13 protein-coding genes and 2 pseudogenes are annotated in these 24678 nt (G+C 71.4%); 11 read left to right on the top strand and 4 right to left on the bottom strand.

Annotated features, from left to right (window positions below; genetic code table 11):
• Nucleotides 1-16 precede the first annotated feature (16 nt).
• The 4 genes and pseudogenes from ABZ876_RS20085 to ABZ876_RS20070 all read left to right on the top strand — a co-directional run bounded on the left by ABZ876_RS20085 (nucleotide 17) and on the right by ABZ876_RS20070 (nucleotide 6457).
• Complete coding sequence (locus ABZ876_RS20085; RefSeq protein WP_361782569.1) at nucleotides 17-1276, top strand: FAD-binding protein; 1260 nt, start codon at nucleotides 17-19, stop codon at nucleotides 1274-1276.
• Between the two features lie 113 nt (nucleotides 1277-1389).
• Nucleotides 1390-2619 (top strand): ROK family transcriptional regulator, encoded by a 1230-nt coding sequence (locus ABZ876_RS20080; RefSeq protein ID WP_361782566.1) that lies wholly within the window; start codon nucleotides 1390-1392, stop codon nucleotides 2617-2619.
• Between the two features lie 7 nt (nucleotides 2620-2626).
• Nucleotides 2627-5530 carry a glycoside hydrolase family 2 TIM barrel-domain containing protein gene (locus ABZ876_RS20075; RefSeq protein ID WP_361782563.1) on the top strand — a complete coding sequence of 968 codons (2904 nt, stop codon included), beginning with the start codon at nucleotides 2627-2629 and terminating at the stop codon, nucleotides 5528-5530.
• A 122-nt stretch (nucleotides 5531-5652) separates the two neighbouring features.
• Nucleotides 5653-6457: pseudogene (locus ABZ876_RS20070) on the top strand (helix-turn-helix transcriptional regulator).
• Nucleotides 6458-6490: 33 nt separating this feature from the next.
• Here the strand turns inward: ABZ876_RS20070 and ABZ876_RS20065 are convergent.
• Complete coding sequence (locus ABZ876_RS20065) at nucleotides 6491-6742, bottom strand: ATP-binding protein (protein ID WP_361782561.1); 252 nt, start codon at nucleotides 6740-6742, stop codon at nucleotides 6491-6493.
• A gap of 365 nt (nucleotides 6743-7107) precedes the next feature.
• Between ABZ876_RS20065 and ABZ876_RS20060 the strand changes: the two genes are divergently transcribed.
• The 3 genes from ABZ876_RS20060 to ABZ876_RS20050 all read left to right on the top strand — a co-directional run bounded on the left by ABZ876_RS20060 (nucleotide 7108) and on the right by ABZ876_RS20050 (nucleotide 8744).
• Nucleotides 7108-7944, top strand: a complete 837-nt coding sequence (locus ABZ876_RS20060) for a helix-turn-helix transcriptional regulator (RefSeq protein WP_361782558.1) — start codon at nucleotides 7108-7110, stop codon at nucleotides 7942-7944.
• Nucleotides 7941-8141 (top strand): DUF397 domain-containing protein, encoded by a 201-nt coding sequence (locus ABZ876_RS20055; RefSeq protein ID WP_361782555.1) that lies wholly within the window; start codon nucleotides 7941-7943, stop codon nucleotides 8139-8141. Before ABZ876_RS20060 ends, ABZ876_RS20055 begins: the two co-directional genes overlap by 4 nt.
• A 153-nt stretch (nucleotides 8142-8294) precedes the next feature.
• Nucleotides 8295-8744 (top strand): hypothetical protein, encoded by a 450-nt coding sequence (locus ABZ876_RS20050; protein ID WP_361782552.1) that lies wholly within the window; start codon nucleotides 8295-8297, stop codon nucleotides 8742-8744.
• Here ABZ876_RS20050 and ABZ876_RS20045 read toward each other — a convergent pair.
• Nucleotides 8730-8840 (bottom strand): annotated as a pseudogene (locus ABZ876_RS20045) (carbohydrate esterase); the annotation flags it as partial. The gene ABZ876_RS20050 and the pseudogene ABZ876_RS20045 overlap by 15 nt on opposite strands.
• 177 nt (nucleotides 8841-9017) lie before the next feature.
• On the opposite strand from ABZ876_RS20045, the gene ABZ876_RS20040 reads away from it, so the two are divergent.
• From ABZ876_RS20040 to mmuM, 4 genes are all read left to right on the top strand, one after another.
• The gene (locus ABZ876_RS20040; RefSeq protein WP_361782549.1) at nucleotides 9018-13391 is read left to right on the top strand and encodes an NACHT domain-containing protein; all 4374 of its coding nucleotides are present in this window, start codon (nucleotides 9018-9020) and stop codon (nucleotides 13389-13391) included.
• Between the two features lie 273 nt (nucleotides 13392-13664).
• Nucleotides 13665-17948 carry a HAMP domain-containing protein gene (locus ABZ876_RS20035; RefSeq protein ID WP_361782546.1) on the top strand — a complete coding sequence of 1428 codons (4284 nt, stop codon included), beginning with the start codon at nucleotides 13665-13667 and terminating at the stop codon, nucleotides 17946-17948.
• A gap of 100 nt (nucleotides 17949-18048) precedes the next feature.
• Nucleotides 18049-20514: a SpoIIE family protein phosphatase gene (locus tag ABZ876_RS20030; RefSeq protein ID WP_361782699.1), complete on the top strand. Its 2466-nt coding sequence runs from the start codon at nucleotides 18049-18051 to the stop codon at nucleotides 20512-20514.
• Between the two features lie 75 nt (nucleotides 20515-20589).
• A complete protein-coding gene (gene mmuM, locus ABZ876_RS20025) occupies nucleotides 20590-21543 on the top strand; it encodes a homocysteine S-methyltransferase (RefSeq protein ID WP_361782543.1) in 954 nt (317 codons plus the stop codon).
• 42 nt (nucleotides 21544-21585) lie between these two features.
• Here the strand turns inward: mmuM and ABZ876_RS20020 are convergent, their stop codons facing one another.
• Nucleotides 21586-23205 (bottom strand): carboxylesterase family protein, encoded by a 1620-nt coding sequence (locus tag ABZ876_RS20020; RefSeq protein ID WP_361782540.1) that lies wholly within the window; start codon nucleotides 23203-23205, stop codon nucleotides 21586-21588.
• Between the two features lie 218 nt (nucleotides 23206-23423).
• The gene (locus tag ABZ876_RS20015) at nucleotides 23424-24581 is read right to left on the bottom strand and encodes a YihY/virulence factor BrkB family protein (protein ID WP_361782537.1); all 1158 of its coding nucleotides are present in this window, start codon (nucleotides 24579-24581) and stop codon (nucleotides 23424-23426) included.
• Nucleotides 24582-24678: the final 97 nt, after the last annotated feature.

Here is a 24678-nt window from a genome sequence, read left to right as displayed (position 1 = left end):
CGGGAAGGACGGCGGGATGACGCAGAGCGTGACCAACTGGGCGGGCAACATCACGTACGCCGCCGGGGAACTGCACCGGCCGCGCTCGCTCGACGCGCTGCGGGCGCTGGTCACCGCGAGTGCGCAGGTACGCGTCCTGGGCAGCGGGCACTCCTTCAACCGGATCGCCGAACCCGGCCCGGACGGTGTCCTGGTCTCGCTGTCGGAGCTGCCCGGTGAGGTGGACGTCGACACGGCCGCCCGTACGGTACGGGTGGGTGGAGGCGTGCGGTACGCCGAACTCGCCCGGGTGGTGCACCGGCACGGGCTCGCACTGCCCAACATGGCGTCCCTGCCGCATATCTCCGTGGCGGGCTCGGTGGCGACCGGAACGCATGGCTCGGGGGTCGCGAACGGTCCGCTCGCCTCGGCGGTACGCGAGGTGGAACTGGTCACGGCGGACGGGTCGACGTTGCGGATCGGCCGGGGCGAGCACGGCTTCGCCGGCGCGGTGACCGCGCTCGGGGCGCTCGGCGTGGTCACCGCGCTCACCCTGGACCTGGAGCCGGACTTCCTGGTCGAGCAGCATGTGTTCACCGAACTCCCGCTCGAGGGGCTGGAGTTCGAAACCGTGACGGCGGCGGCGTACAGCGTGAGCCTGTTCACCGACTGGCGCGCGCCGGGCTTCCGGCAGGTGTGGCTGAAGCGGCGCACCGATCAGCCGCTGCCGGACTTCCCGTGGGCACGACCGGCCACCGAGGCGCTGCACCCGGTGCCCGGTATGCCCGCTGTCAACTGCACCCCGCAGGGCGGTGTCCCCGGTCCCTGGCACGAGCGGCTCCCGCACTTCCGGGCGGACTTCACGCCGAGCAGCGGTGCCGAGCTTCAGTCGGAGTATCTGCTGCCGCGCCCCTGCGCCCTCGATGCGCTGCACGCCCTGGACGCCGTCCGCGCCACAGTGGCGCCCGTGCTCCAGACCTGCGAGGTGCGCACGGTCGCCGCCGACGCACAGTGGCTGAGCCCCGCGTACGGGCGGGACTCGGTGGCGCTGCACTTCACCTGGGTCGAGGACACGGCGTCCGTGCTGCCCGTGGTGCGGCGGGTGGAGGAGGCGCTGGACGCCTTCGGGCCCCGCCCGCACTGGGGCAAGGTGTTCACCGTGCCCGCGGAGACGGTCCGCGCGCGCTACCCCCGCGTCGGGGACTTCGCGGCGCTGGCGGCCGGGCTGGACCCGGCGGGGAAGTTCCGCAACGCGTACGTGCGGGACGTGCTGGGAGCTGCCGGGACGGTGGCCTGACCGTGGACCCCTCTCGCCGCACTGCTTCGTAAATCCCCTTTCCTAACCGCTTGTCGGAGCCCGGCGACGGTCATAGGCTCGCGCCGAGCCGAGGCCCGGTCGGGGGGAGTCCTATGAAGCGTGGGACCTCCCGCGACATTCGTACCGCGAACCGGTACGAGGTGCTGCGCCGGATCATCGCCCGGTCACCGACGTCCCGTCAGGAGCTGGCGGCCGCGACCGGGCTCAGTCTGCCCACCGTGGCCACGCTCGTCGGTGAACTGCTCGACCTCGGGATGCTGACCGAGGTCGGTTTCGAGGAGTCGGCGGGCGGCCGGCCGCGCGGCCTGGTCGCGGTCGACGCGTCGGGGGGCGCCCTGATCGGCGTCGACGTCGCCGAGACGTACGTCCGCGTGGAGCTGTTCGACCTGGCGCTGAGCGTACTGGCCCGCGCCGAGGAGGACGTACACCCCGGGGAGAACCGTCCCGAACAGGTCGTCGCCCATGTGGCCACGGCCGTCGGCTCGGTGGTGGCCCGGGTCGGCGTGGCGGACGCCCGCGTGCTGGGCACCGGCGTCAGCGTGCCGGGCCAGGTCGACCGCGACCGGGGCGTCTGCGAGTACGCCCCGAACTGGGACTGGCACGACGTCCCGCTGCTCGACCTGCTCGCCCTCCACATCGCCCATCCCCTGTACCTGGACAACCCGCTGCGCGCCGGCGCCGTCGCCGAACTGTGGTTCGGCGCGGCTCGCGGGCGCGGGGACGCCGTGGTCGTCAATCTGGGCACGGGCGTCGGGGCCGGGCTCGCGCTGGGCGGCGGACTGCACCGCGGCGTCAGCAACAGCGCCGGCGAATGGGGCCATACGACGCTGGTGCTGGACGGGCGGCCGTGCCACTGTGGCAACCGCGGCTGCGTGGAGACCTATGTCGGGGCACCCGGGATCATGCGCAACCTGCGGGAAGTGAGCCCCCGCAGCCCACTGCTGCACCCCGAGGACCAGACCGCCACGATCGACGCCCTCGCACGCGGAGCCGCCGATGCGGACCCCGTCGCGCTCGAGGTCGTCCGGAACACCGCCCGTTATCTGGGCGCCGGGATCGCCACCCTGGTCAACCTGCTCAACCCTGAAGTGGTGGTGCTCGGCAGCTGGGTCGCGGCCACGCTCGGCGAGCCCCTGCTCCACGAGGTACGCGAGGCCGTCGGCCGGCATGCGCTCGGCCGCCCGTTCGCCGCCACCGAGATCGTCCTGTCCCCCATCCCCAACGACCCGGTGTGCCTCGGTGCCGCGACCTTCGCCCTCGAAGGCACCCTCCGGTCGGTCGGCCGGCGGGCCGGCCGGCGCACCGCCCCCGCGAGGACCTAGGAGACCGATGTCCCTGCGCACTTCCCCCGAGCCTTCGTCCTCTCCCCCGTCGGCCGTCGGCTATGTCGAGGACGTCGCACCGGGCAGCGGCAGCCTGCCGCCGCGGGCCTGGTACGCGACCTCGGACGCCGCCTCCCTCTGTCTGAACGGCAGGTGGCGCTTCCGTCTGTCCCCGACGGCGGACGCCCACGACGACTCGTTCGCCGAACCCGGATACGACGCCGGGGACTGGGCGGAGGTCGCCGTGCCCGGCCACTGGGTGCTCCAGGGCGGCGGTTCCCTCGGCTCCCCCGCCTACACCAACCACCTCTACCCCTTCCCGGTCGACCCGCCGCGCGTCCCGACCGAGAACCCGACCGGCGACCATCTGCGGTTCTTCGACCTGCCCACCGACTGGCCGTCGGACGGCGGGGCTGTGCTGCGCTTCGACGGCGTGGAGTCCTGTGCCCGGGTATGGCTGAACGGCACCGACATCGGCGAGTTCAAGGGCTCCCGGCTGCCGCACGAGTTCGCCGTCGGGCATCTGCTCGAGCCGAGCGGCAATGTGCTCGCGGTCCGGGTCCACCAGTGGTCCGCGGGCTCCTACCTGGAGGACCAGGACCAGTGGTGGCTGCCGGGCATCTTCCGGGACGTGACGCTGCTGCACCGCCCGGCGGGCAGCGTCCTGGACTTCTTCGTGCACTCCTCGTACGACCACCTCCGCGGCGAGGGCACACTGAAGGTCGACTCGGACGTGGACGGCCGGGTCACCGTGCCCGCCCTCCGCATCGATGTCGCGACCGGAGAGCCGGTGACCGCCCCCGTGGAGCCGTGGACCGCGGAGACCCCGAAGCTGTACGACGGCATGCTGATCACCGAGGGCGAGCGGGTGCCGCTGCGGATCGGGTTCCGCACGGTCGTGCTCGAGGACGGCCTGATCAAGGTCAATGGAAGGCCGGTGCTCTTCAAGGGCGTCAACCGGCACGAGTGGCATCCCGAGAAGGGCCGTGCGCTCGATCCGGAGACCATGCGCGAGGACGTGCTGCTGATGAAGCGGCACAACATCAACGCCGTGCGCACCTCGCACTACCCGCCGCATCCCGCGTTCCTGGACCTGTGCGACGAGTTCGGCCTGTGGGTGATCGACGAGTGCGACCTGGAGACCCACGGCTTCGTCGAGCAGGCGTGGCGCGACAACCCGGTCGACGACGACCGCTGGACCCCGGCGCTCCTCGACCGTGCCGCCCGCATGGTCGAACGCGACAAGAACCACCCGTCGGTCGTCCTGTGGTCCCTGGGCAACGAGGCGGGCACCGGCCGCGGCCTGACGGCGATGGCCGAGTGGATCCGCGCCCGGGACGGCTCGCGGCTCGTCCACTACGAGGGCGATGTCACCTGCCGTGACACGGACGTGTACTCGCGGATGTACGCCTACCACGACGAGGTGGAGAGGATCGGCCGACGGCTGGACGGCGGTGGCGCCAAGCGCCGCGAACTCCCCTTCTTTCTCTGCGAGTACGGGCACGCCATGGGCAACGGTCCCGGCGGACTCGCCGACTACCAGCGGCTCTTCGAGAGGTACGAACGGCTCCAGGGCGGTTTCATCTGGGAGTGGATCGACCACGGCATCAAGGACGAGCGGTACGGCTTCGCCTACGGCGGCGACTTCGGTGAGGAACTGCACGACGGGAACTTCGTCTGCGACGGGCTGCTGTTCCCGGACCGGAGGCCCTCTCCGGGCCTGCTCGAGTACAAGAAGGTCCTCGAGCCGGTCCGGATCGATGGCGACCGTGCGGACGGAACCGTGCGGGTGCGCAACGCGTACGACTTCGCGGACCTGTCCGCTCTCGCCTTCGAGTGGTCGTACCAGCGCGACGGAGAGACGGTCGGTTCGGGCGCGCTGCCGGTGCCCGCGCTCGCGCCGGGCGAGTCGGCGGACGTGAAGCTGCCCGAGCCACCCGGCACCGGCGGTGGCGAGACACAGTGGACGGTACGGGCTCTGCTGGCGTCCGGCACCGCGTGGGGACCCAAGGGCCACGAGGTGGCGTGGGGCCAGTTCCCCGTGTCCGTCCGGCCGCCGCTGCGCGTCGCCCCCAGCCGGGCCCCGGTCCGCGACGACGGCCGCATCACCCTGGGCCCGGCCTCCTTCGACGGCCGCACCGGTGCGCTGCGGACCGTCGGCGCAGTGGACGTGACCGGTCTGCGCCTGGATGTCTGGCGTGCCCCCACCGACAACGACGACGGCGCCGCATGGCAGCCCGACCCCCGCTATGGCCTGCTGTGGCGCAAGCTCGGACTGCACCGCATGCGGCACCGGCTGGACGCCGTTCAACCGGGCGACGACGCGCTGACCGTGCGGACGCGGGTCGCGCCCGCCGCCCGGGAGGTGGGCCTTGTCACGGTGTACCGCTGGACGTCCGACGGGGACCGGCTGAAGCTGACCTTGTCCGTCGCGCCCGAGGGTGACTGGACGGTGCCGCTGCCCCGGCTCGGTATCCGGCTGGGGCTGTCGGGCCCGGCGGATCGCGTGCGGTGGTTCGGCGGCGGGCCGGGCGAGGCGTATCCGGACACCGGGTCGGCCTCCCGTATCGGCCGCTGGGAGTCCACGGTCGACGCGTTGCAGACGCCGTATGTCAAACCACAGGAGAACGGCGCCCGCGCCGACGTCCGGTGGGCGGAGGCCGGCGGCCTCAGGATCGAGGGCGACCCGGAGTTCTGGTTCAGCGCCCGCCGCTGGACGAACGAGGAACTGGACGCGGCCCGGCACCTCACCGACCTCACCCCCGGCGACACGGTGTGGGTGAACCTCGACCACGGTCAGCATGGCATCGGCTCCCAGTCGTGCGGTCCCGGCCCGCTGCCGCGGTACTTCCTGCGAGCCGAGCCCACGGAGTTCAGCTTCGTCTTCTCGCCGACGAAACCGACCCGTTGAGTGTCTGCCCGGCGTCGGCCTTCGATGAACCGGTGGTCGCTGAGGATGCGCCGCGAAAGCCGCACCCGGGCCATTCCCCACAGGGAATGGCCGACCGGCGGCCGAGGGGTTACACAGGAGGGGTGATCAGCGAACCGGCCGGAAGCGGGCTCGCCGGCGCGTTGCGCGCATGGCGCACCCGCCGGCGTGTCAGTCAGCTGGAACTGGCCATGCGCGCCGGAACCACGCAGTGGCACGTCGGTTTCATCGAGAGCGGGGGATCGGCACCCGGCCGCTCCGTGATCATCCGACTGGCCGAATCCCTGGAGGTACCGATCCGCGAGCGCAACGAACTGCTCCTCGCGGCCGGATTCGCCCCCGTCTACCCGCAGACCCGTCCGGACGACGCCTGGCTCGAGCCGATTCGCACAGCCCTCGAACGGATCTTGCACGGCCACCTGCCGTACCCGGCGGTGGTCGTGGACCGGCACGGCGATCTCGTCCCGGCCAACGCAGCGTTCCATGCGCTCACCGCCGGGGCGCGCCCCCCAACTGCTCGTACCGCCGGTGAGCGTTCCCCGCGTGCCGCTCCATCCTCAGGGCCTCGCCAAGCGCATCGTCAACCTGGACGAATGGGCCTGGCACATCATCGACCGCGTCCAGGCCGAATGCGTACGCAACCCCGACGAACAACTGCACCATCCGGCCTGCGAACTCACCGGCCTGGCGCCACCTCGGCCGCGTGAGTCACCGGACCATCTCGGCTTCGCCGTACCGCTGCGTCTGCGGGCACACGACCCGGACGACGGCCGCGAGTTCAGACTCATCACGACGCTCACCCACTTCGGCACAGCGGTCGACGTCACCGTCGCCGAACTGCGACTCGAGGCGTTCCTGCCGGTCGACGAGACGACCAGCGCCATGCTGGCCGAACTCGTCGAGCGATGACCGAGGTGCCGAACCTTCCGGCAACCGAACCGTTCACGGCAGTTCCGGCCGGCCGCCAGCGGGCCTCCACACCCGCACCTCCGCCCAGACCACCTTGTACGCGCAGCCGGGCCGCGGGTCCGCACCCCATCGCTGGGCGATCGCGGCGACGATCGGCAGCCCGTTCCCGCCCTCGCCACCGGGGGTCCGCAGCACGGGCAGCCGCTCGGTCCGCCCGTCTGCGACCTCGACGCGTACGACACCGTCCCGCAGCACCAGCCGCACACGGAAGTCCCGCCCCGGCACGCGGCCATGGCGGACGGCATTGGCGGCCAGTTCGGCGGACGACGAGGGTCACGTTCTCGCTCGGATCGCTGTCGTACGGGAACCCCCAGAGGTCCATCCGGTTCGCCACGAGCCGCCGCGCGAGCCGAGCGCCTCGCGGCGTACAGCTGAAGAGCTGGGTGAACGTACGTACGGTAACGGGGTCATGGATCTGTGGGTCTGCGTGCATGGCTCGACGGTCCCCGACGTCAGAGGCGTCGAACCAGGTACGGCACTCGTACGCCGCGGACCGTACGAGTCCACCGAATGGACAGTGCGCGTAACGGTGCGTGACCATATGGGACTTGGCGGGGTTGGCAGCAGTGCGCACTCGGGGGTTCCGCGGCATGACCGACAGCACCATCGGCACCACGAACGAGCCGGAGTCGTCCGACAGTCTGAAAGGCTTCGGGGCGGTCCACAAGGCCTTCCGCAAGCGCGCGGGACTCACACAGGAGGAATACGCCCCGCTGGTGCGGTACCAGCCGTCGACGGTCGCGTCGATCGAGCAGGGGCGGCGCTTCCCGCCGCGGGTGTTCGTGGAGCGCGCGGAAGAGGTGCTGGACGCCTTCGGCGCGTTGAAGGGCGCCTACAAGCACGTCGGACGGGAGAAGGGGCTGGCGTCCTGGTTCCGGCAGTGGGCGGAGCTGGAGGAGCAGGCGATCAGTCTGCACACGTTCGAGAACCGGTTGGTGCCGGGGCTTTTGCAGACGGAGGCGTATGCGCGGCTTCTCTTCGACGAGCAGGTGCCGGTGCTCACGGACTCTCAGATCGAGGCCCAGCTTGCCGCGCGCGAGGAACGGCAGCGCCTGTTGAGCGACCGTCCCGATGCGGCGTTCAGCTTCATCGTGGAGGAGTACGTCATCCGACGGGGCACCGGCGGGCGGGTCATCACTCGTGAGCTGATTTGCCACATCCTGGAGGTGACCAAGGCCCGCAACGTCGAGCTCCAACTGCTCCCCATGGCACTCGGCGCCCACGCGGGACTGGCCGGACCCATCCAGCTGCTGGAAACCCCGGACAACGAGTGGTTCGGATACTGCGAAGGACAGCGAAGCGGCCAGTTCGTCGCCGACCCGAAAGCAATCAGTGTGCTTCACATGCGCTATGCGAAACTGCGCTCACAGGCTCTGTCCCCGGGCGAGACCCGGAGCCTGCTCGAACGGATGCGAGGAGCGCTATGAGCACCACCGAACTGGCTTGGTTCAAGAGCAGCTACAGCAGTAGTGGTGACGGCGACTGTGTCGAGATGGCCACCGACCCCACCACCGTCCACGTCCGGGACTCCAAGAACCCCGGCGGCCCCCGGCTCGCCCTCGCCCCCACCGCGTGGGAGGAGTTCGTGGGGTTCGCCACGCACAACCACCGTCCCCGCTCCTAGGCAGGAGCGGGCCGGCCGCCGCCGAACTCGCGGACGAGGCCGGCTTCGACAAGCTCACCGCACGGCTTCGGTTCGGACGGTATCGCCGTACTCGATCTACTCACCCGCCATCCGGAGCGGCTGCGGCATGTCATCGCGCACGAGCCTCCGGTGGTGCGGGCTCTGCCGGATGTCGAGCGGAAGTCGGCGATGTTCGCGGAGGTGTACGACACCTATCGCGCCGCCGGTCTGGCCGGCACCGCCACTCCGCCGGAGGGCGGACAGCCACCGTCCGCCGTGGAGGAGTCGAGCAGCCCCATGGCACTCTTCCCGACGCGCGTCCTGACCCGGTTCACCGCGTACGTGCCGGACCTGGACGCCTTGGCGTCGGCGCCTTTCACCCTGGCGGCGGGAGCCGACTCACGCGGCGGGCTGCCGCAACGGACCGCCTCCGTGGCGGCCGAGCATCCCGGGAGTTCGCGGCGAGCGTGGTGGACACGCCGCGTCGCTGACCGGGCGGGACCTGGGGCGCCCCGGTTCCGGTCGGGACGCCCCAGGGGATCGCGGGCGGGGGCGCACGCCGGCGTGCTCGCCCCGCACGTCAGGGTCTCACGGCGAACGTGAGAGACCCTCCGGTATCAAATCCTGCGTCAACAGCGCGTCGCGCACCAGACCCAGGTACCCCGTCGCACCGTAAACGGACGTGTGCGGGTTGTCACGATGCGGACCGACCCTCCGATGAGGTAGGGGAGACGGGACATTCGGCATCTCGCCTTCGGTAAATGCACCAAACCGGCCTCACTGCAGCGTGGTCGACGGGATCATCGGATCATGGCTGGGTTTCGGGGGTATCGGCGTAGGCGCACACTGGTCTTCGGTGTCTGCGCGGTCGCCAGCTTGGCGGCCACCGTTGCCTACGCCGTGTGGCAGTTCACCGGTGACAGGCTCCATTTGGAGGACAGCGCAGCCCTGCTGGGCCTGCCCCTCGGCGTTGCCGGCTTCCTCCTGTCCGTCCTGACACTCCGCAGACAGGCCGAAGGCGACGACTCCGCAGACGTCCGCAGATGGGCGCACATCCTGGCCAGCCAGGTGTCCGAGCGCGAGTCCTGGACGCTTCGGCGGCAAATCGGTGCCGGCCCCCACCTCATCGACCTCACCTATACGCTGCACCCCGCGAGCAGCCGGGACGCCTCAGCCCTGCCTGCAGGACGTCTCGGCTCCAATCCGTCCGCCGCCCTCCCCGGCATCCTCGACTTCTACCACTCTCTCCGCCCCCGACGCCTGGTGATCACCGGTGCACCCGGGGCAGGCAAGACCACCCTTGTTGTCGCACTCATGCTCGCCCTGATCAGGAACCGCGACCAGGGCGATCCGGTGCCAGTACGCATTCCGGTCGCTCACTGGGACCCCACGAAGCCGCTGGACACCTTGCTGCTGGACCACCTCACCGACGTCTACGACTGCCCCAGGGACGTGACCGCCGACCTGGTCCGCCAAGGCCTGGTTCTTCCAGTGCTGGACGGTCTGGACGAGATGCCCTCCGCCCAGCGCGACTCCGTGGTACCGCTGTTGGGCCGCTGGCTGTCCGCTTTCCCGGCGCACATCGTGACGTGCCGGAGGGATGCCTACGACGAGCTGTCCGACGTGGCGGTTCGCGCGCTGGGCACCGCGGTGGTGGTCGAGCCGCTGTCGGCGTCCGCCATCGCCGACTGTCTGTTGGGGGCCGCTCCTGGAAGAGGCTGGCGAGTCGTCGCCGAGGCGGTGGCGAGGGACCCGGCCGGGCCGCTTGCCCAGGCACTGTCGTCGCCGGTCACGCTGATGCTGGCCCTCACCAGCTACTCGCGGCCCGGACACCGCGAACTCGTCGAGCTGACGGACCGCGGAGCGTTTCCCGACGCTGCCGCGGTCATGGCGCGCATCTTCGACACCGCCGACCCGACAGCCAGCTTCGACGGCTGGGACAGGGCGGCCGGGAGGCAGCATCTGACGCTGCTGACCGACGCCATGGGTCGGGAGAACGACGGTGCGTTGCTGTGGTGGCGTATGGCGCGGGCCTACCAGTCCCGGGGCGTGCTGTGGGGCGTGCGGCTTGGACTGCTGCTGCTTCCACTGCCTCTGATCGCCGCTGTGAACCCGCCTCTGGCAATCGTGGCTCTCTTTCCGTGCGCGGCAACAGGGCTCGTGGCCCTGGAGCTTCTGCGGCGTCCGATCCCCCTGCGCCTCACACCGCCTGCCCTCGGAAGAGCCGGCCGGAGAGGCCGTATCAGGGGGATGGCCGCCGCCATCGCCGCGGGTGCGCTGCCCGGGATGCTGGTCTTTCTCGTGCCTTCGGCGCTGCGCAGCGAGACCCTGGGCACCGCAGTGTCGACCCCCGGGCGCGTGGTCCTTCTGGTGTGCTGCGCGCTCATCGGCTGTGTGATCCCGTGCGTGCGCGCGAATACCGGCGCCGAACCCGGGCGGTCGGCCGGTGACCTGAGCCGGGATCTCCGGTGCGCGCTGGCCGTCTCGGCCGCCGTGGCTCTTCTCCTGTATCTGCCCTCCGCGCGTTTCGCCTGGGCTGCACAGGCCCCGCACGGTGACTTGCTCGCCTGGCTCGTATGGGTGGTGCCCCCGCTCTGCCTGTGGATGGCCTTCCTGCTCACCGGCAGCGCGTGGGGCCGATACCGGCTGGTCCACTTCCGCCTCGCGCTCGACGGCGAGTTGCCCTGGCGGCTGGGGCGCTTTCTCCAGGAGGCACAGGAACGAGGGCTGCTCATGCCCGCCGACGGGTACGGCGGCGGCTGCTATGCCTTCCGTCACCGCATGGTCCTCGACGTGTTCGCCGCCCGGGCCGTGCAACTGCCCCATCTCCGTGCCGTGCAGAGGTTTCAGGCGGAGATCCTGGCCGAGGTCTTGGATCTGCCGGAGTCCGTCGCCTATCGCGCGTACCGGGCGGATCGCGACCCTGAGGCTGCAACGCAGGCAGAGGCCGACATAGAGACACTCACCCACCGTGTTCTGGACGAGGAGCTCGCCGCCGTCGCGAGCCCGGGACGCGATGCCTATCAACGGTTTCAACGTGCCCAGGAGCGGATGAGGGCCGCGGTGCGCCGGCCCTGGTGGGCCCAGACCACCGCGGCCCGGATCTACGCGGCAGCCGCTCTGGTGGCCGGGGGCGCCGTATGGGGGGCCGAACTCCTGTCGGCGGGCGCTCGCGAGAACCTCCCGGGGGCCGAGAGCGCGGCTCTCGCCGTTCTGGGCGTCGCTCTCACGCTCTCGGTGCGTCGGCGGCGCGCCACGCGGGCTCGGACACACGGTTCCCAGCTGCCCCTGTCGCACCGTGCCGGGGTCGTGGCCGGCCTGTATTCCGCGCTGCCCCCGCTCCTGGCTCCGGTGGTCTCCGACGGTCTGCTGAGGACGGCGCTCCTGCCCGCGTCGGGGGTCGCCGGTGCGTCTCTCCTTGCCTGGTTCTACGCACGGCCCCATGTCGCGCGGGCCCGCGCTCTGCGTGACGACAATCCTCGCGGCTGGCCCGTCCTGCCCCGTTCCCGGGCCCGGCATCGTGAGGCCGCGCTCCAGGCGCGCCAGGACTGGCTGAACGTCGTGGCGCGGGACGGAGTCATGCCGCTGATCAGGAGTCGGCTCCGGGTGAGCGAGGACACCACGACGACCCCGGCCTTCCCCGCCATCGATCTCTCCCGTCTCACCGGGGCCCGTCACTCCGACAGCTTCGTGGAGACGGCCGCGTCCCAGCAGATCGCTTTCGACCTCGGGGAGCTGGACAGCGCCAGTATCGGCGTCAGCGGGCCACGCGGCGCCGGGAAGTCGCATCTCATGGAGCGGTTTTGCACCCATGGCCCCACCTCCACCTCCGAAGACCTGCTCGTCCTGGTCGCCGCGCCCACGTCGTATGATCCCCGCGAGTTCCTCATCCACCTGTTCGCGGAGGTGTGTCGGGGCATCACCGGCGACACGGCCGCCGAGGGCGGACGGCCCGGTCCCGACCCGGCCCGTCGCCGAGCGCGGGTACTCCGTATCGGCGCGGGTCTCACCACTGTTGCGGGCCTCGCGGTCGTCGCGGTCACTTTGCTGTGGCCACAGCTGAACGCGGCGGCGGCAACCGCCACGGCACACCTGCGTACCCTGCTGGTCGCCAGTGGTGTCGCACTTATCTGCGCGGGACTGATCTGGGCCTTCGTGCTGTCCGCCCGCGCCGGGCACCGCGCTGTCGGCTCCTTCGCGGACGCCGAAACCGTGGCGGCTCATCACCTGCGCACCTTGCGCTATCAGCTGTCGGTGATGCGCGGACGCAACGCCCAGCTCAGCCTGCCCGCGGGGCTCCAGCTCTCCGACGGCGCCCAGGTCCAGCACACCGAACAAGTACTCACCTACCCTGAGCTGGTGGCCCGGTTCCGGGCGTTGCTCGACATGATCGCGCTGGAGCGCCGCCCTGCCGGCGGGCGCGTCGTCATCGGCATCGACGAACTCGACAAGCTCGGCGACGCCCAGGCTGCCGAACGCTTCCTCAACGACCTCAAGGTCGTCTTCGGCATCAGGGGCTGTCACTTCCTTGTCGCGGTCTCCCAGGACGCCCTGACGGCCTTCGGTCGGCATGTGGTCGACATTCGTACCGCTTTCGACAGCGCCTTCGACCAACTCGTCGCCGTGCGTCCGCTGGATCTCGCACAGGCGCGCAGGCTCCTCGAACTGCGCGGTGTGTGGCTTCCCGAACCGTATCTCTGGGTGTGTCAAATGCTGTCCGGCGGGCTACCGCGCGATCTGCTGCGTACGGTGATGAGCCTGGCGACCGACCGAGCGCTGCACAACACCACTGACATGCACACGCTCGTAGTCCGTCTGATCGAGAACGACGCCCGTACCGTGCTCTCCGCCCAGAGCCGCCACGTCTCCGCCCTCACCAGTCCCCAGGCCCCGGCTGCCGCCCGCTGGATCGGGAGCGCCTCCGAGGCCCCGGCTCGCGCCGACGCCTGGGAGGAGGTCGTCGGCAACGCGCCTCTCGTCCCCGCCGGCGAGTACGAAGTCGCCAAGGCCGTCACTCAGGTGCGGGCCTATCTGGGGCTGGGCGCCGCACTCCTGCGCACCTTCGCCGACGACGTCTCCGATCGCCTGCCCCGCCACCTCCAGGCCCTGCGTGGCGCGGGCCCCGAACCCGTCGACCGCCTCACCGCCGCCCGGGCCAAACTCGCGGCGGAGCCCGAGGCGGCCTGGGCCGCGGTCAACCGGTACCGCGAGGAAGTACTCGGCCTCGCCCCACTGCCGGAACCGCAGTGAGACGGCGATCGCGTCCAGGGCATCGGCAAACTGTCTTCAGTACCCCGGGTCGCCGTCGGTATGCACACTTCTCGCCTACCGATTCGCCCGTCTGGGATATTTGCGCGAGGCTTTGGTTGTCGCACGACAACTGAGTTAATCTGCGACGGATTTTCTTATCGGGCAGATCCGTGAACTGCGAAAATGCGGGGCGATGAGCGGGGCCGGCCACGGCCCCGGCGCGGTTCCGAGTCCTCGGCGCGGGGACTCCTGGGGAGCGGAACGAGGGTGCGCATGACCAGCAGGACGACCGAGACCGTACGGCGGGCTCCGGGCGAGCAGGAGCTGCGGCAACTGCTGGCCGGACTGACCGCGGTACGGGACGGCGACTTCGGCACACGGCTGCCGTCCGACGGCGAGGGCCTGCTCGGCGACATCGCCACCGTCTTCAACGGCATGGTGGACCAGTTGTCCGTGTTCACCTCCGAGGTGACGCGTGTGGCCCGCGAGGTGGGGACCGAGGGCACGCTCGGCGGTCAGGCGGAGGTGCCCGGGGTCTCCGGCACCTGGGCCGACCTGACCGACTCGGTCAACGCCATGGCGGGCAATCTGACCACCCAGGTCCGTGACATCGCCCAGGTGGCGACGGCGGTGGCCAAGGGTGATCTGTCGCAGAAGATCGACGTGCCCGCGCGCGGCGAGATCCTCCAGCTGAAGGAGACCGTCAACACGATGGTCGACCAGCTCTCCGCCTTCGCCGACGAGGTCACCCGTGTCGCCCGCGAGGTCGGCAGCGAGGGGCGGCTCGGCGGTCAGGCCCAGGTGCCCGGCGTCGGCGGCGTCTGGCGCGACCTCACCGATTCCGTCAACTTCATGGCGGGCAATCTGACCTCCCAGGTCCGCAATATCGCCCAGGTGACGACCGCGGTCGCCCAGGGCGACCTCTCCCAGAAGATCACCGTCGACGCCCGCGGCGAGATCCTCGAACTGAAGAACACCATCAACACGATGGTCGACCAGCTCTCCGCCTTCGCCGACGAGGTCACCCGCGTCGCCCGCGAGGTCGGCACCGAGGGGCGGCTCGGCGGTCAGGCGGACGTCAAGGGGGTCAAGGGCACCTGGCGCGACCTCACCGACTCGGTCAACTTCATGGCGGGCAACCTCACCGCACAGGTCCGCAACGTGGCCCAGGTGGCCACCGCGGTCGCCCAGGGCGACCTCTCCCAGAAGATCACCGTCGACGCCCGCGGCGAGATCCTCGAACTGAAGAACACCATCAACACGATGGTCGACCAGCTCTCCGCCTTCGCCGACGAGGTCACCCGCGTCGCCCGCGAGGTCGGCACCGAGGGCAACCTCGGCGGACAGGCCATCGTCCGGGGTGTTTCGGGGACCTGGAAGGACCTGACGGACAACGTCAATGTGATGGCGTCGAACCTCACGGGCCAGGTCCGCTCGATCGCCCAGGTCGCCACCGCGGTGGCGCGCGGCGACCTGTCGCAGAAGATCACCGTCGAGGCGAAGGGCGAGGTCGCGGCCCTCGCGGACGTCATCAACACCATGGTCGACACGCTCTCCGCGTTCGCCGACGAGGTCACCCGCGTGGCCCGCGAGGTCGGCACCGAGGGACGGCTGGGCGGCCAGGCGCACGTCCCCAATGTGGCGGGCACGTGGAAGGACCTCACGGACAACGTCAACTCGATGGCCAACAACCTCACCGGCCAGGTGCGCAACATCGCGCTGGTGACGACCGCGGTGGCCAACGGCGACCTGTCGAAGAAGATCGACGTCGACGCCCGCGGCGAGATCCTCGAACTGAAGACCACCATCAACACGATGGTCGACCAGCTCTCGTCGTTCGCCGCCGAGGTCACCCGCGTGGCGCGGGAGGTGGGCAGCGAGGGGCGGCTCGGCGGACAGGCCGAGGTGGAAGGTGTCGAGGGCACCTGGAAGCGGCTGACGGAGAACGTCAACGAACTGGCCGGGAACCTCACCCGGCAGGTCCGCGCGATCGCCGAGGTCGCGAGCGCGGTCGCCGAGGGCGACCTGACCCGCTCGATCAACGTGGAGGCCTCCGGCGAGGTCGCCGAGCTCAAGGACAACATCAACTCCATGGTGGAGTCCCTGCGCGAGACCACACGGGCCAACCAGGAGCAGGACTGGCTGAAGACCAACCTCGCCCGGATCTCCAGCCTGATGCAGGGCCACCGCGACCTGCCCGTCGTCGCCGAGCTGATCATGGACGAGCTGACGCCCCTGGTGGCGGCCCAGTACGGCGCCTTCTACCTGGCGGAGGACACCGACCGCGGGCCCGAGCTGCGGCTGGTGGGCTCGTACGGCTTCCCGGACGGCGAGCAACGGCCCACCCGTATCCCCGTGGGCCGCTCGCTGGTCGGCCAGGCCGCGCGCAACCGCCGCGCCATCGTCGTGGAGGAGCTTCCGCCGGGATACGTGACCATCTCCTCGGGCCTCGGCCAGGTCGTGCCGAGCGCCCTGGTGGTGCTGCCCATCGTGGTCGAGGAGCAGGTGCTCGGCGTCATCGAGCTGGCGTCCGTCACCCGCTTCACCCAGATCCACCAGGACTTCCTGGGCCAGCTGATGCCGACCATCGGCGTCAACCTCAACACCATCGTGGCCAACGCACGTACGGACGAGCTGCTGGAGGAGTCCCAGCGGCTGACCACGGAACTCCAGGCCCGGTCCGAGGAGTTGCAGGTCCAGCAGGACGAACTCCAGCGTTCCAACGCCGAGCTGGAGGAGAAGGCGTCCCTGCTCGCCTCGCAGAACCGCGACATCGAGGCCAAGAACCTCCAGATCGAACAGGCCCGGCAGGAACTGGAGACCCGCGCCCAGGAGCTGGCGCTGGCCTCCAAGTACAAGTCGGAGTTCCTGGCGAACATGAGCCACGAACTGCGCACTCCGCTCAACAGCCTGCTCATCCTGGCCCAGTTGCTCGCCCAGAACCCCTCGCGCAACCTCACCCCGAAGCAGGTCGAGTATGCGGGCATCATCCACTCCGCGGGCTCCGACCTGCTCCAGCTGATCAACGACATCCTCGACCTGTCGAAGGTCGAGGCGGGCAAGATGGACGTCAGCCCGGAACGGGTCTCGCTGCGGCAGCTGCTGGAGTACGTCGAGGCGACGTTCCGGCCGATGACCACACAGAAGAGCCTGGAGTTCACGGTGACCACGGCCCCGGGCGCCCCGGCCGATCTGCTCACCGACGACTCCCGGCTGCGCCAGATCCTGCGCAACCTGCTGTCCAACGCGGTCAAGTTCACCGAGCAGGGAAGCGTCGAGCTGCGCATCGAACCGGCTGCGGACCAGGAGGTGCCCGGGGGAGTCCTCCGCGGCGGGACCATCGTGGCCTTCCGGGTGAAGGACACCGGCATCGGCATCCCCCAGCAGCAACTGGAGACGATCTTCGGGGCGTTCCAGCAGGCGGACGGGACGACCAGCCGCAAGTACGGCGGCACCGGCCTCGGTCTGTCGATCACCCGGGAGATCGCCCATCTGCTCGGTGGCGCCGTCACGGTCGACAGCACGCCCGGTCAGGGCAGCACCTTCACCCTGTATCTGCCCGTGGCGCGCCCGGACTTCGAGGAGTTGATGGACGGCAGCGCCCGGCCGCCGGAGCTGTCCGCCCGCACGGTGCCCTCCGAGGTGGTGCCGGCCCCGCGTCCGGACTCCTCCGCCGCGCCGGCGGTGCCCGGGCAGCGCAGGCGCCGGCTGCTGGTGGTCGAGGAGCGCCCGCGCGGTCTGCTGACCCTGGTCGCGGAGAGCGCGGTCGCGGACATCGCGCACGACCACGACACCGGCGACGCGCGCGGGGCGATCGACATCATCACCGCCATCGGGGCGCAGGAGGCGGCGAGCGCGCTGGCCGCCGAACCATGCCACTGCGTCGTCCTCGAACTCGGCATGCCGGACGAGGAGGCCTCGCACTTCCTGGACGCGATGCAGGGCGACTCGGCGCTGGCGAGCGTTCCCGTGCTCGTGCACAGCGGCCACCGGGTGGACCTGGCCCAGGAGCAAGCCCTGCGGTCCCGCTCGGGGGGCCGGCAACTGGACTTCCTGTCCAGCCTGGACGAGCTGCGCGAGCACATCACCCTGCATCTGTCCGCCGAGGAGCCGGGAGACGTGCTGTCCCTGGTCCGCACCGAGGAGCCGCAGCACACGGCCACACAGCCGGTGGACGGCGCGTTCCTCGGCCGTACGGTGCTGGTGGTCGACGACGACGCGCGCAACCTCTTCGCGCTGAGCGGGATCCTGGAGCTGCACGGCTTCCACGTGCTGCACGCGGAGAACGGCCGCAAGGGCATCGAGACACTGCTGTCCCACCCCGACGTCGCGGTGGTGCTGATGGACGTGATGATGCCGGAGATGGACGGTTACGCCGCCACGGCCGAGATTCGTACGATGCCCCAGTACGCGGACCTGCCCATCATCGCCGTCACGGCGAAGGCGATGCCGGGCGATCAGGAGAAGAGCCTCGCGTCCGGGGCGAACGACTACGTCACCAAGCCCGTGGACACCGGCGACCTCATCGCCTGCGTCCGGCGCTGGCTGCCCGTCTGAGGGGGACGCCCGCCGTGTGCATCTGCCGACCGGGCGCCGACCGGCGCCCTCAGTACGGCGTCCTTGGACGTCCCAGCCGAGGAACAGGCCAACCGTGAGCATTCCCCAGCAGCCCCCCGAGCCGCCCGCCGCGCATCCGGCAGGCACCGAAGCGCCGGAGCCGGCCGGCAGCGGTCCGGCGGAGCCGGGTGGCGCGGCGCGGCCCTCCGCCTCCCCCGTCGGAAGGCTGGCGGCCACCGTCGAACGGCTGCGGCGCGAGGCGCTGTCGGCGCACGCCGAGGCCGACGGACGTGCCCTGATCGAACTCGCCAAGGGCATCCTGGTCGAACGGCTGGGCTGCGGACCCGCACAGGCGGCCCGGCAACTCGCCGAGCTGACCGAGCAGGCGGGCGCGACACCGCTCGAATTCGCCGTCGAGGTCATCAACCAGGCGGCCCGCGACCGGGTCTCGGAGGTCACCTCGGCCTTCCTGGCCGCGACGAGCCACGGCGGCCCGGCGGAGGGCGCGGCGGACCCGGGCGCGCCGCAGGGCCGGTCCCCCGCCGTACGGCTGCGGGCCGCCGAGAGCGGCGCGCTGGCCGCCGACGACACCCAGGCGGTCGCCGACTCCCTGCTGGAGCACGCCCTGACCCCGCTCGGCGCGGAGGCCGTCGCCATCTGGGCCGTGGGCTCGGACGGCTCCCTCACACTCGCGGGCTGCGCCGGTTTCTCGGCGGCGGAGGCCGGCCGCTGGCGGTATGTGCCCCCGGGCGTTGCGACCGTGGCGCGTCGCGGTCTCGCCGAGCGTGCGGGGCAGTGGATCGCCTCCCTGTCCGAGACCGGTCTGCCCTCCATCGGCCGGTACCAGCATCCGGACGGCGGAAGGGTGGCCCTGCCGGCCGGTGCCGGCGGACGTATCCACGGGGTGCTGGAGATCGCCTGGCCCGTCCCGCTGGAGCGGCAGCCGCCGCAGATAGTCCGTCAGATCGAGGCCTTGGCCGAGCTGTGCGCCCACACCCTGGAAACCTCTGCGCGGCTGCACCCCGGCGAGGAGGCCAAGCCGCGCGTCGTGCCGGACGCCGCGGAGCTGATGGACCTGGCGGACGGGCTGCACGACCCCGCTCTGGTGCTGGTGCCGCACCTCGACGCCGACGGGGAACTCGTCGACTTCCGTATCCAGCACGCCAACAGCCGCTTCCTCGACCCGGCCGGACGGCCTCGGGGCGTCGTCAACGGTGCCCTGCTGCTGGAGGCGTACCCGATGGCCGCCGGGCACAGCGAGCTGTTCGAGCGGATAGAGCGTGTCTACGCCACGGGCGAGCCCTTCCGCGCCAACCGGATGAGGCTCACCGCCCTGGTGGGCGACGTCCCGCTGGCGGCGGTCGCCGACATCAGCATCAGCCGGCACGCCAACAGCGTGCTGCTCATCTGGCGCATCGAGGACGAGTCGGCACGTCTCGCGAGTCTGCTCCAGCACGCCCAGCGCCTCGGCCGCATCGGCGGTTTCGAGGAGAACCTGCTCACCGGCGAGATCACCTGGAACGGCCAGCTCTTCGCCCTCTACGGCAAGCCCGCGTCGAGCGCTCCGGTGCCCCTGGAGGACCTGTCCGCGCACGCGCATCCCGACGACGCCGTCGCCATCGGCAGGTTCCTGCGCACCCTGCTCCATCAGCGGCGGCCCGCTTCCACGGCCTTCCGGCTGCAACGCCCCGACGGGGTCACCCGTCACATCCGCGTGGTGGCCGAACCGGTCCTGGACTCCGACGGGCGGCTGTTCGTCGTACGTGGCGCCTACCAGGACATCTCCGCGCAGCACTGGACGGAGGTCGCGCTCTCCGCGACCCGGGACCAGCTCGCGCACACCGAACAGCAGGCGAGTGAGCGCAACCGGCTCACCTTGCAGTTGCAGCACGCCATCATGCCGCCGGCCCAGGCCCCGCTGGAGGCCGACGGCCTGCATGTGGCGGTGCGCTACCGGCCCGCGGAGACGGAGCAGCTGGTGGGCGGCGACTGGTACGACGCGTTCGTCCTGCCGTCCCGGCTGGTGCTGTTGTGCGTGGGCGACGTCGCCGGACACGGCATCGAGGCGGCCACAAGCATGGTCGTGCTGCGCAATGCGCTGCGGGGCCTCGCCGTGACGGGCGCCGGGCCCGCCCAGTTGCTGTCCTGGCTCAACATGGTGGCGCACCATCTGACCGGCGCGGTCACCGCCACGGCGGTCTGCGGGCTGTACGACCCCCGCCGCCGCACCCTGCGCTGGGCCAGGGCGGGCCATCTGCCGCCCGTCCTGGTACGCGGCGGCGAGGCCGCGGCGCTGCCCCTGGTCAGGGGCATGCTGCTGGGCGCCGTACCGGAGGCGGTGTACGAGGAGCACGAGGTCCAGCTGGCCGTCGAGGACACACTGCTGATGTACACGGACGGTCTGATCGAGCGCCGTGACCGCTCCGTGGAGGAGTCCCTCGCCCAGCTGCTGACGGCCGCGCGGACCGTGCCCCCCATGCTGGACCAGCAGCTGGACCGCCTCCTGACCTACAGCAAGTCGGACACCGACGACGACACCTGCATCGTGGGCATCCGGGTCGGCTAGCGGCGGGCGACGGGACGGGTGCCCGCCCGCCGAAGGCGCCCGGGCGTCCGGGTGTCCTTCGACTAGCGTCGTGTCATGGCCAGCGACAGCACTCCCACCCTCGCCGAAGCCCTCACCGCCGGGACGGTGGTCCTGGACGGCGGCCTGTCGAACCAGCTGGAGGCGGCCGGGCACGACCTGAGCGACGCGTTGTGGTCCGCGCGGCTGCTCGCGGAGCGGCCCGAGGCGATCGCCGAGGCGCACCTCGCGTACTTCCTCGCGGGCGCGGACGTGGCGATCACGTCCAGCTACCAGGCGACCTTCGAGGGCTTCGCCCGGCACGGTATCGACCTCGGCCGCGCGGCCGGGCTGCTCGCCCTCAGTGTCGGCCTGGCCCGCGAGGCGGCGGCACGGGCACGCGCCCGGGGGATCACACGCCCGCTGTGGGTGGCGGCGTCGGCCGGTCCGTACGGGGCGATGCTCGCGGACGGCTCCGAGTACCGGGGCCGCTATGGCCTCACGATCGCCGAGCTGGAGAGGTTCCACCGTCCGCGCCTGGAGGTGCTGGCCGCGGCCGGCCCCGACGTACTGGCCCTGGAGACGGTCCCCGACGCGGACGAGGCAACGGCGCTGCTGAGGGCGGTGCGTGGACTCGGCGTGCCCGCCTGGCTGTCGTACACCGTCTCCGGCGACCGCACACGCGCCGGGCAGCCCCTTGAGGAGGCGTTCGCGCCGGCCGCCGACGTGGAGGAGGTGATCGCGGTGGGTGTGAACTGCTGCGCGCCCGAGGACGTGGACACCGCGGTGGAGACTGCCGCGCGCGTGACCGGCAAGCCGGTGGTGGCCTACCCGAACAGCGGCGAGAGGTGGGACGCCGAGGCCCGCGCCTGGGACGGCCGCACCACGTTCACCGCCGCGCAGGTCACGGGCTGGCGCGCGGCCGGGGCCCGGCTGATCGGGGGGTGCTGCCGGGTGGGCCCGGAGACGATCACGTCGATCGCCGGAACGCTCGGGAAGCCGGGGAGTACGACGGGCGCGGCGCCGGCCTGATCTCCGGCGCACTCGTCCCTTCGTCCCCTCGTCTCTCCCGTCTCACTGCCGGAAGGTGGGCCCCGGCCGGCGCAGGCGTCGTACGGCCGACAGCGGGGGCCCGCCCCTGAGGAGCGCGCCGGTTCCGGCGCCCGGTGAGGCGGGCACGGGCTCCGGGCGGGTGGACGCCGCCTCCCACAGCGCCATCTCCGCGTCCCGGGGGCCGTACACCACGGGGTCCCCCTCGCCGCCGAAGACGCGCACGGGGTGGGTGTCGTCCCAGACGGGCCAGCCCGGGTCGCCGTCCCGCGCGAAACGTACCCATGCCGTGTGCATCTCGCGGGCGAGCTCGCGGGGCGCGTCCGGACCGGCCAGTTTCGCCGACTCCGGCACCTCCGCGCTGTCGAACACGAAGCCCAGCTCCAGGGCGTGACAGGCGCCGAGACCGGGCAGGCGGGAGCGCCAGGCGAACTCGTAGACGTACGAGGCGGCGCGGTCCCCGCCCGTCCGGGAGCCGGCCAGCCGGTGCAGCGGATACCTGAGCAGATGGTCGGTGACCATCTGGCCCACCAGCTCGGAGGCCGGGGCGCCCGGGTGGGCGGTCCGGTAGCCGCGTGGCACCTCGGGACCGCAGTGGCAGCGGGCCATCGCCCCGGCCAGCGCCACCGTGCCCAGCCGGTCGATGTGTTCGGTCAGCCCGGCGGGCACGAGCCACAGCCGGTGCTCCTCACTGGTCCAGCCGAGGAGCAGGGGTACGTCCCGGGCGGCGCCGTCGAGCAGCGCCTGAAGCGGGTCATGGGGCACCAGGTCTCCGTCGACGACGATCCCGAAGGCGGGGCCGCCGAGAATCGGGGCGGCCCGGCGGCCGACCTCCGCCTGGGTCTCGGCCAGCAGCGTCCGGTCCACCTCGGCGAACGCGGCCGCGGTGGCCGGTACCTTCAGCCGGGTCGCCATGCGCCGCACCAGGCGCCGCACCTTGTCCCGTTCCATCGACTCGGGCGGCCCACTCTGGAGCACGGCCCGGTGGAACAGTCCCCGGGCGCGGGGACTGGCCAGCAGCGCGCCGATGCTGATGGCGCCCGCGGACTCGCCGAAGACGGTCACCCGGTCCGGGTCCCCGCCGAACGCGGCGACGGCGTCGTGCACCCACTCCAGGGCGGCGAGCTGGTCACGCAGCCCCGGGTTGGGCGGGGCGTCCGGGAACAGGCCGTACCCCTCCACACCGAGGCGGTAGTTGAAGGAGACGAGGACGATCCCGTCGCGGGCGAAGGAGCTGCCGTCGTAGACCGGCACGGCGGAGGAGCCGCGGGTCAGGGCACCGCCGTGGATCCACACCATGACCGGCAGCCGGGCCCCCGGGTCCGGTGCCGGCGTCCAGACGTTGAGGTTGAGGCAGTCGTCGCCGGCGACCACCGGGTCGGACAGATAGCGGGCGAATGCCTCCGAGTACGGCGGTTTCGGGGGCGTCGGCCCGAACGCGCCCGCGTCGCGCACCCCGCCCCAGGGCTCGGGCGGTACGGGCGGACGGAAGCGGTGCGGGCCGAAGGGCGGAGCGGCGAAGGGGATGCCGCGGAAGACGGCGATCCCGCGCTCGTACCGTCCACGCACGGCTCCAAAGGGGGTGCGGACCACGGGGTCCGCCGTGTCGGCCGGCTCTGTGCTCGCCTCGTCCGCGCGCTCCATACGGTCTCTCCTCACCGCCCGCGGGCAGGACTGTCCGCCTCACTGCATCTCTTCCCCGTCCGGCCGGGCATCTCATCCCTTCCCCGCCACACGGACGGGGGCACACACCGGCGCACGAACTACCGGAAGGGGAGCGGAAGTCGCACCGCTCGGCCGTGAACTCCCGGACGGCGGGCAGGTGCGGTCGCCGGACGACCGCGCACCTCCACAGGCGCTGGTCAGTCCCCCCTCTGTTCGTCCTTCTTGTGGGGCTGCTGCTGGGGTGCGCTGCGCGCATGGGTGCGCAGGCGGGACGTCACGTCCTCCGGGGGCAGGAAGCGGGACCAGCGCTCGGGGAACTCGGAGGGCATGTCGGGATCGTCCGGGTCGGCGGCGCGCGCCGCGGCGGTGCGGGCCACGTACTCGGCGGCCTGCTCCTGCCGCAGCCGCTCGTTGGCCGCACGGGCCGCGGCCGTGGCCGCGGCGGGCCACACCCGGTCGATGGCCGCGTTGACGGCGGCGCCGACCAGGACGGCGAAGGCGGACACCCCGATCCACAGCAGCACGGCCACGGGCGCGGCGAGCGAACCGTAGATCGTCGGCCCCTCGATCGTCTGGGTCAGGTAGATACGCAGCAGGAAGCTGCCCAGCACCCACATCCCGAGGGCCACCAGGGCGCCGGGCACGTCCTCGACCCACGGAGAGCGCACCGGCACGGACACGTGGTAGAGGGTCGTCAGGAACACGATCGACAGGACGATGACCACCGGCCAGTACAGGACCTCGACCACCGTCGTGGACCACGGCACGACGTTCACCACCGCGTCCGGCCCCGCGACCATCAGCGGCAGGGCCACCGAGCCGATCAGCAGCGCCACGATGAACAGGACGAACGCCAGCAGCCGGGTCTTCACGATCCCCCGGGTGCCGTCGAGCCCGTACATCACCGTGATCGTGTCGATGAAGACGTTCACCGCCCGGGATCCGGACCACAGGGCGAACAGGAAGCCGATGGAGATGACGTCGGGCCGGCCGCCCTTCATCACGTCGTGCAGGATCGGCTGGGCGATCTGCGTGACGCCCTTGTCGGACAGGACCGTGCGGGACGCCTCCAGGAGGTTGCGCTCCAGGCTCTGGATGGTGTCGGCGCCGGTCCAGGCGTCGACGTAGCCGAGCAGCCCGATGAGGCTGAGCAGCAGCGGCGGCACGGACAGCAGCGTGAAGAACGCCGCCTCGGCCGCGAGCCCGAGGATCCGGTATTCCATGCACGAGTTGACCGTGTCCTTCAGCAGCAGCCAGGCGGTCCTGCGCTTGGAGACGTTCCGGTACAGGGCGCGTGCCCGGTGGAGACGGCCTTCGGACGGCCGCTTGGGGGTTTCACTTGCTGCTGACTGCACGCCTTAACGGTATCCGCCACCCGGTCCGGCGCTCATCTCCTGGTGGGGCCGCCCCGCAGGGTACGGCCGCGCACCTTGGCACAACGGGTGACCCGCG

The sequence above is a fragment of the Streptomyces sp. NPDC046931 genome (assembly GCF_040644655.1).
In the GTDB taxonomy this organism is placed as follows: Bacteria; Actinomycetota; Actinomycetes; order Streptomycetales; family Streptomycetaceae; genus Streptomyces.
Note: the sequence above shows the minus strand (reverse complement) of the source record. Positions and strands in the feature narration are given on the sequence as shown.

What these genes read in the sequence shown, in the direction of transcription:
- ABZ876_RS20085 (WP_361782569.1), top strand. Translation starts at nt 17, where the DNA reads ATGACGCAGAGCGTGACCAACTGGGCGGGCAACATCACGTACGCCGCC.
- ABZ876_RS20080 (WP_361782566.1), top strand. Translation starts at nt 1,390, where the DNA reads ATGAAGCGTGGGACCTCCCGCGACATTCGTACCGCGAACCGGTACGAG.
- ABZ876_RS20075 (WP_361782563.1), top strand. Translation starts at nt 2,627, where the DNA reads ATGTCCCTGCGCACTTCCCCCGAGCCTTCGTCCTCTCCCCCGTCGGCC.
- ABZ876_RS20060 (WP_361782558.1), top strand. Translation starts at nt 7,108, where the DNA reads ATGACCGACAGCACCATCGGCACCACGAACGAGCCGGAGTCGTCCGAC.
- ABZ876_RS20055 (WP_361782555.1), top strand. Translation starts at nt 7,941, where the DNA reads ATGAGCACCACCGAACTGGCTTGGTTCAAGAGCAGCTACAGCAGTAGT.
- ABZ876_RS20035 (WP_361782546.1), top strand. Translation starts at nt 13,665, where the DNA reads ATGACCAGCAGGACGACCGAGACCGTACGGCGGGCTCCGGGCGAGCAG.
- mmuM (WP_361782543.1), top strand. Translation starts at nt 20,590, where the DNA reads ATGGCCAGCGACAGCACTCCCACCCTCGCCGAAGCCCTCACCGCCGGG.
- ABZ876_RS20020 (WP_361782540.1), bottom strand. Translation starts at nt 23,205, where the DNA reads ATGGAGCGCGCGGACGAGGCGAGCACAGAGCCGGCCGACACGGCGGAC.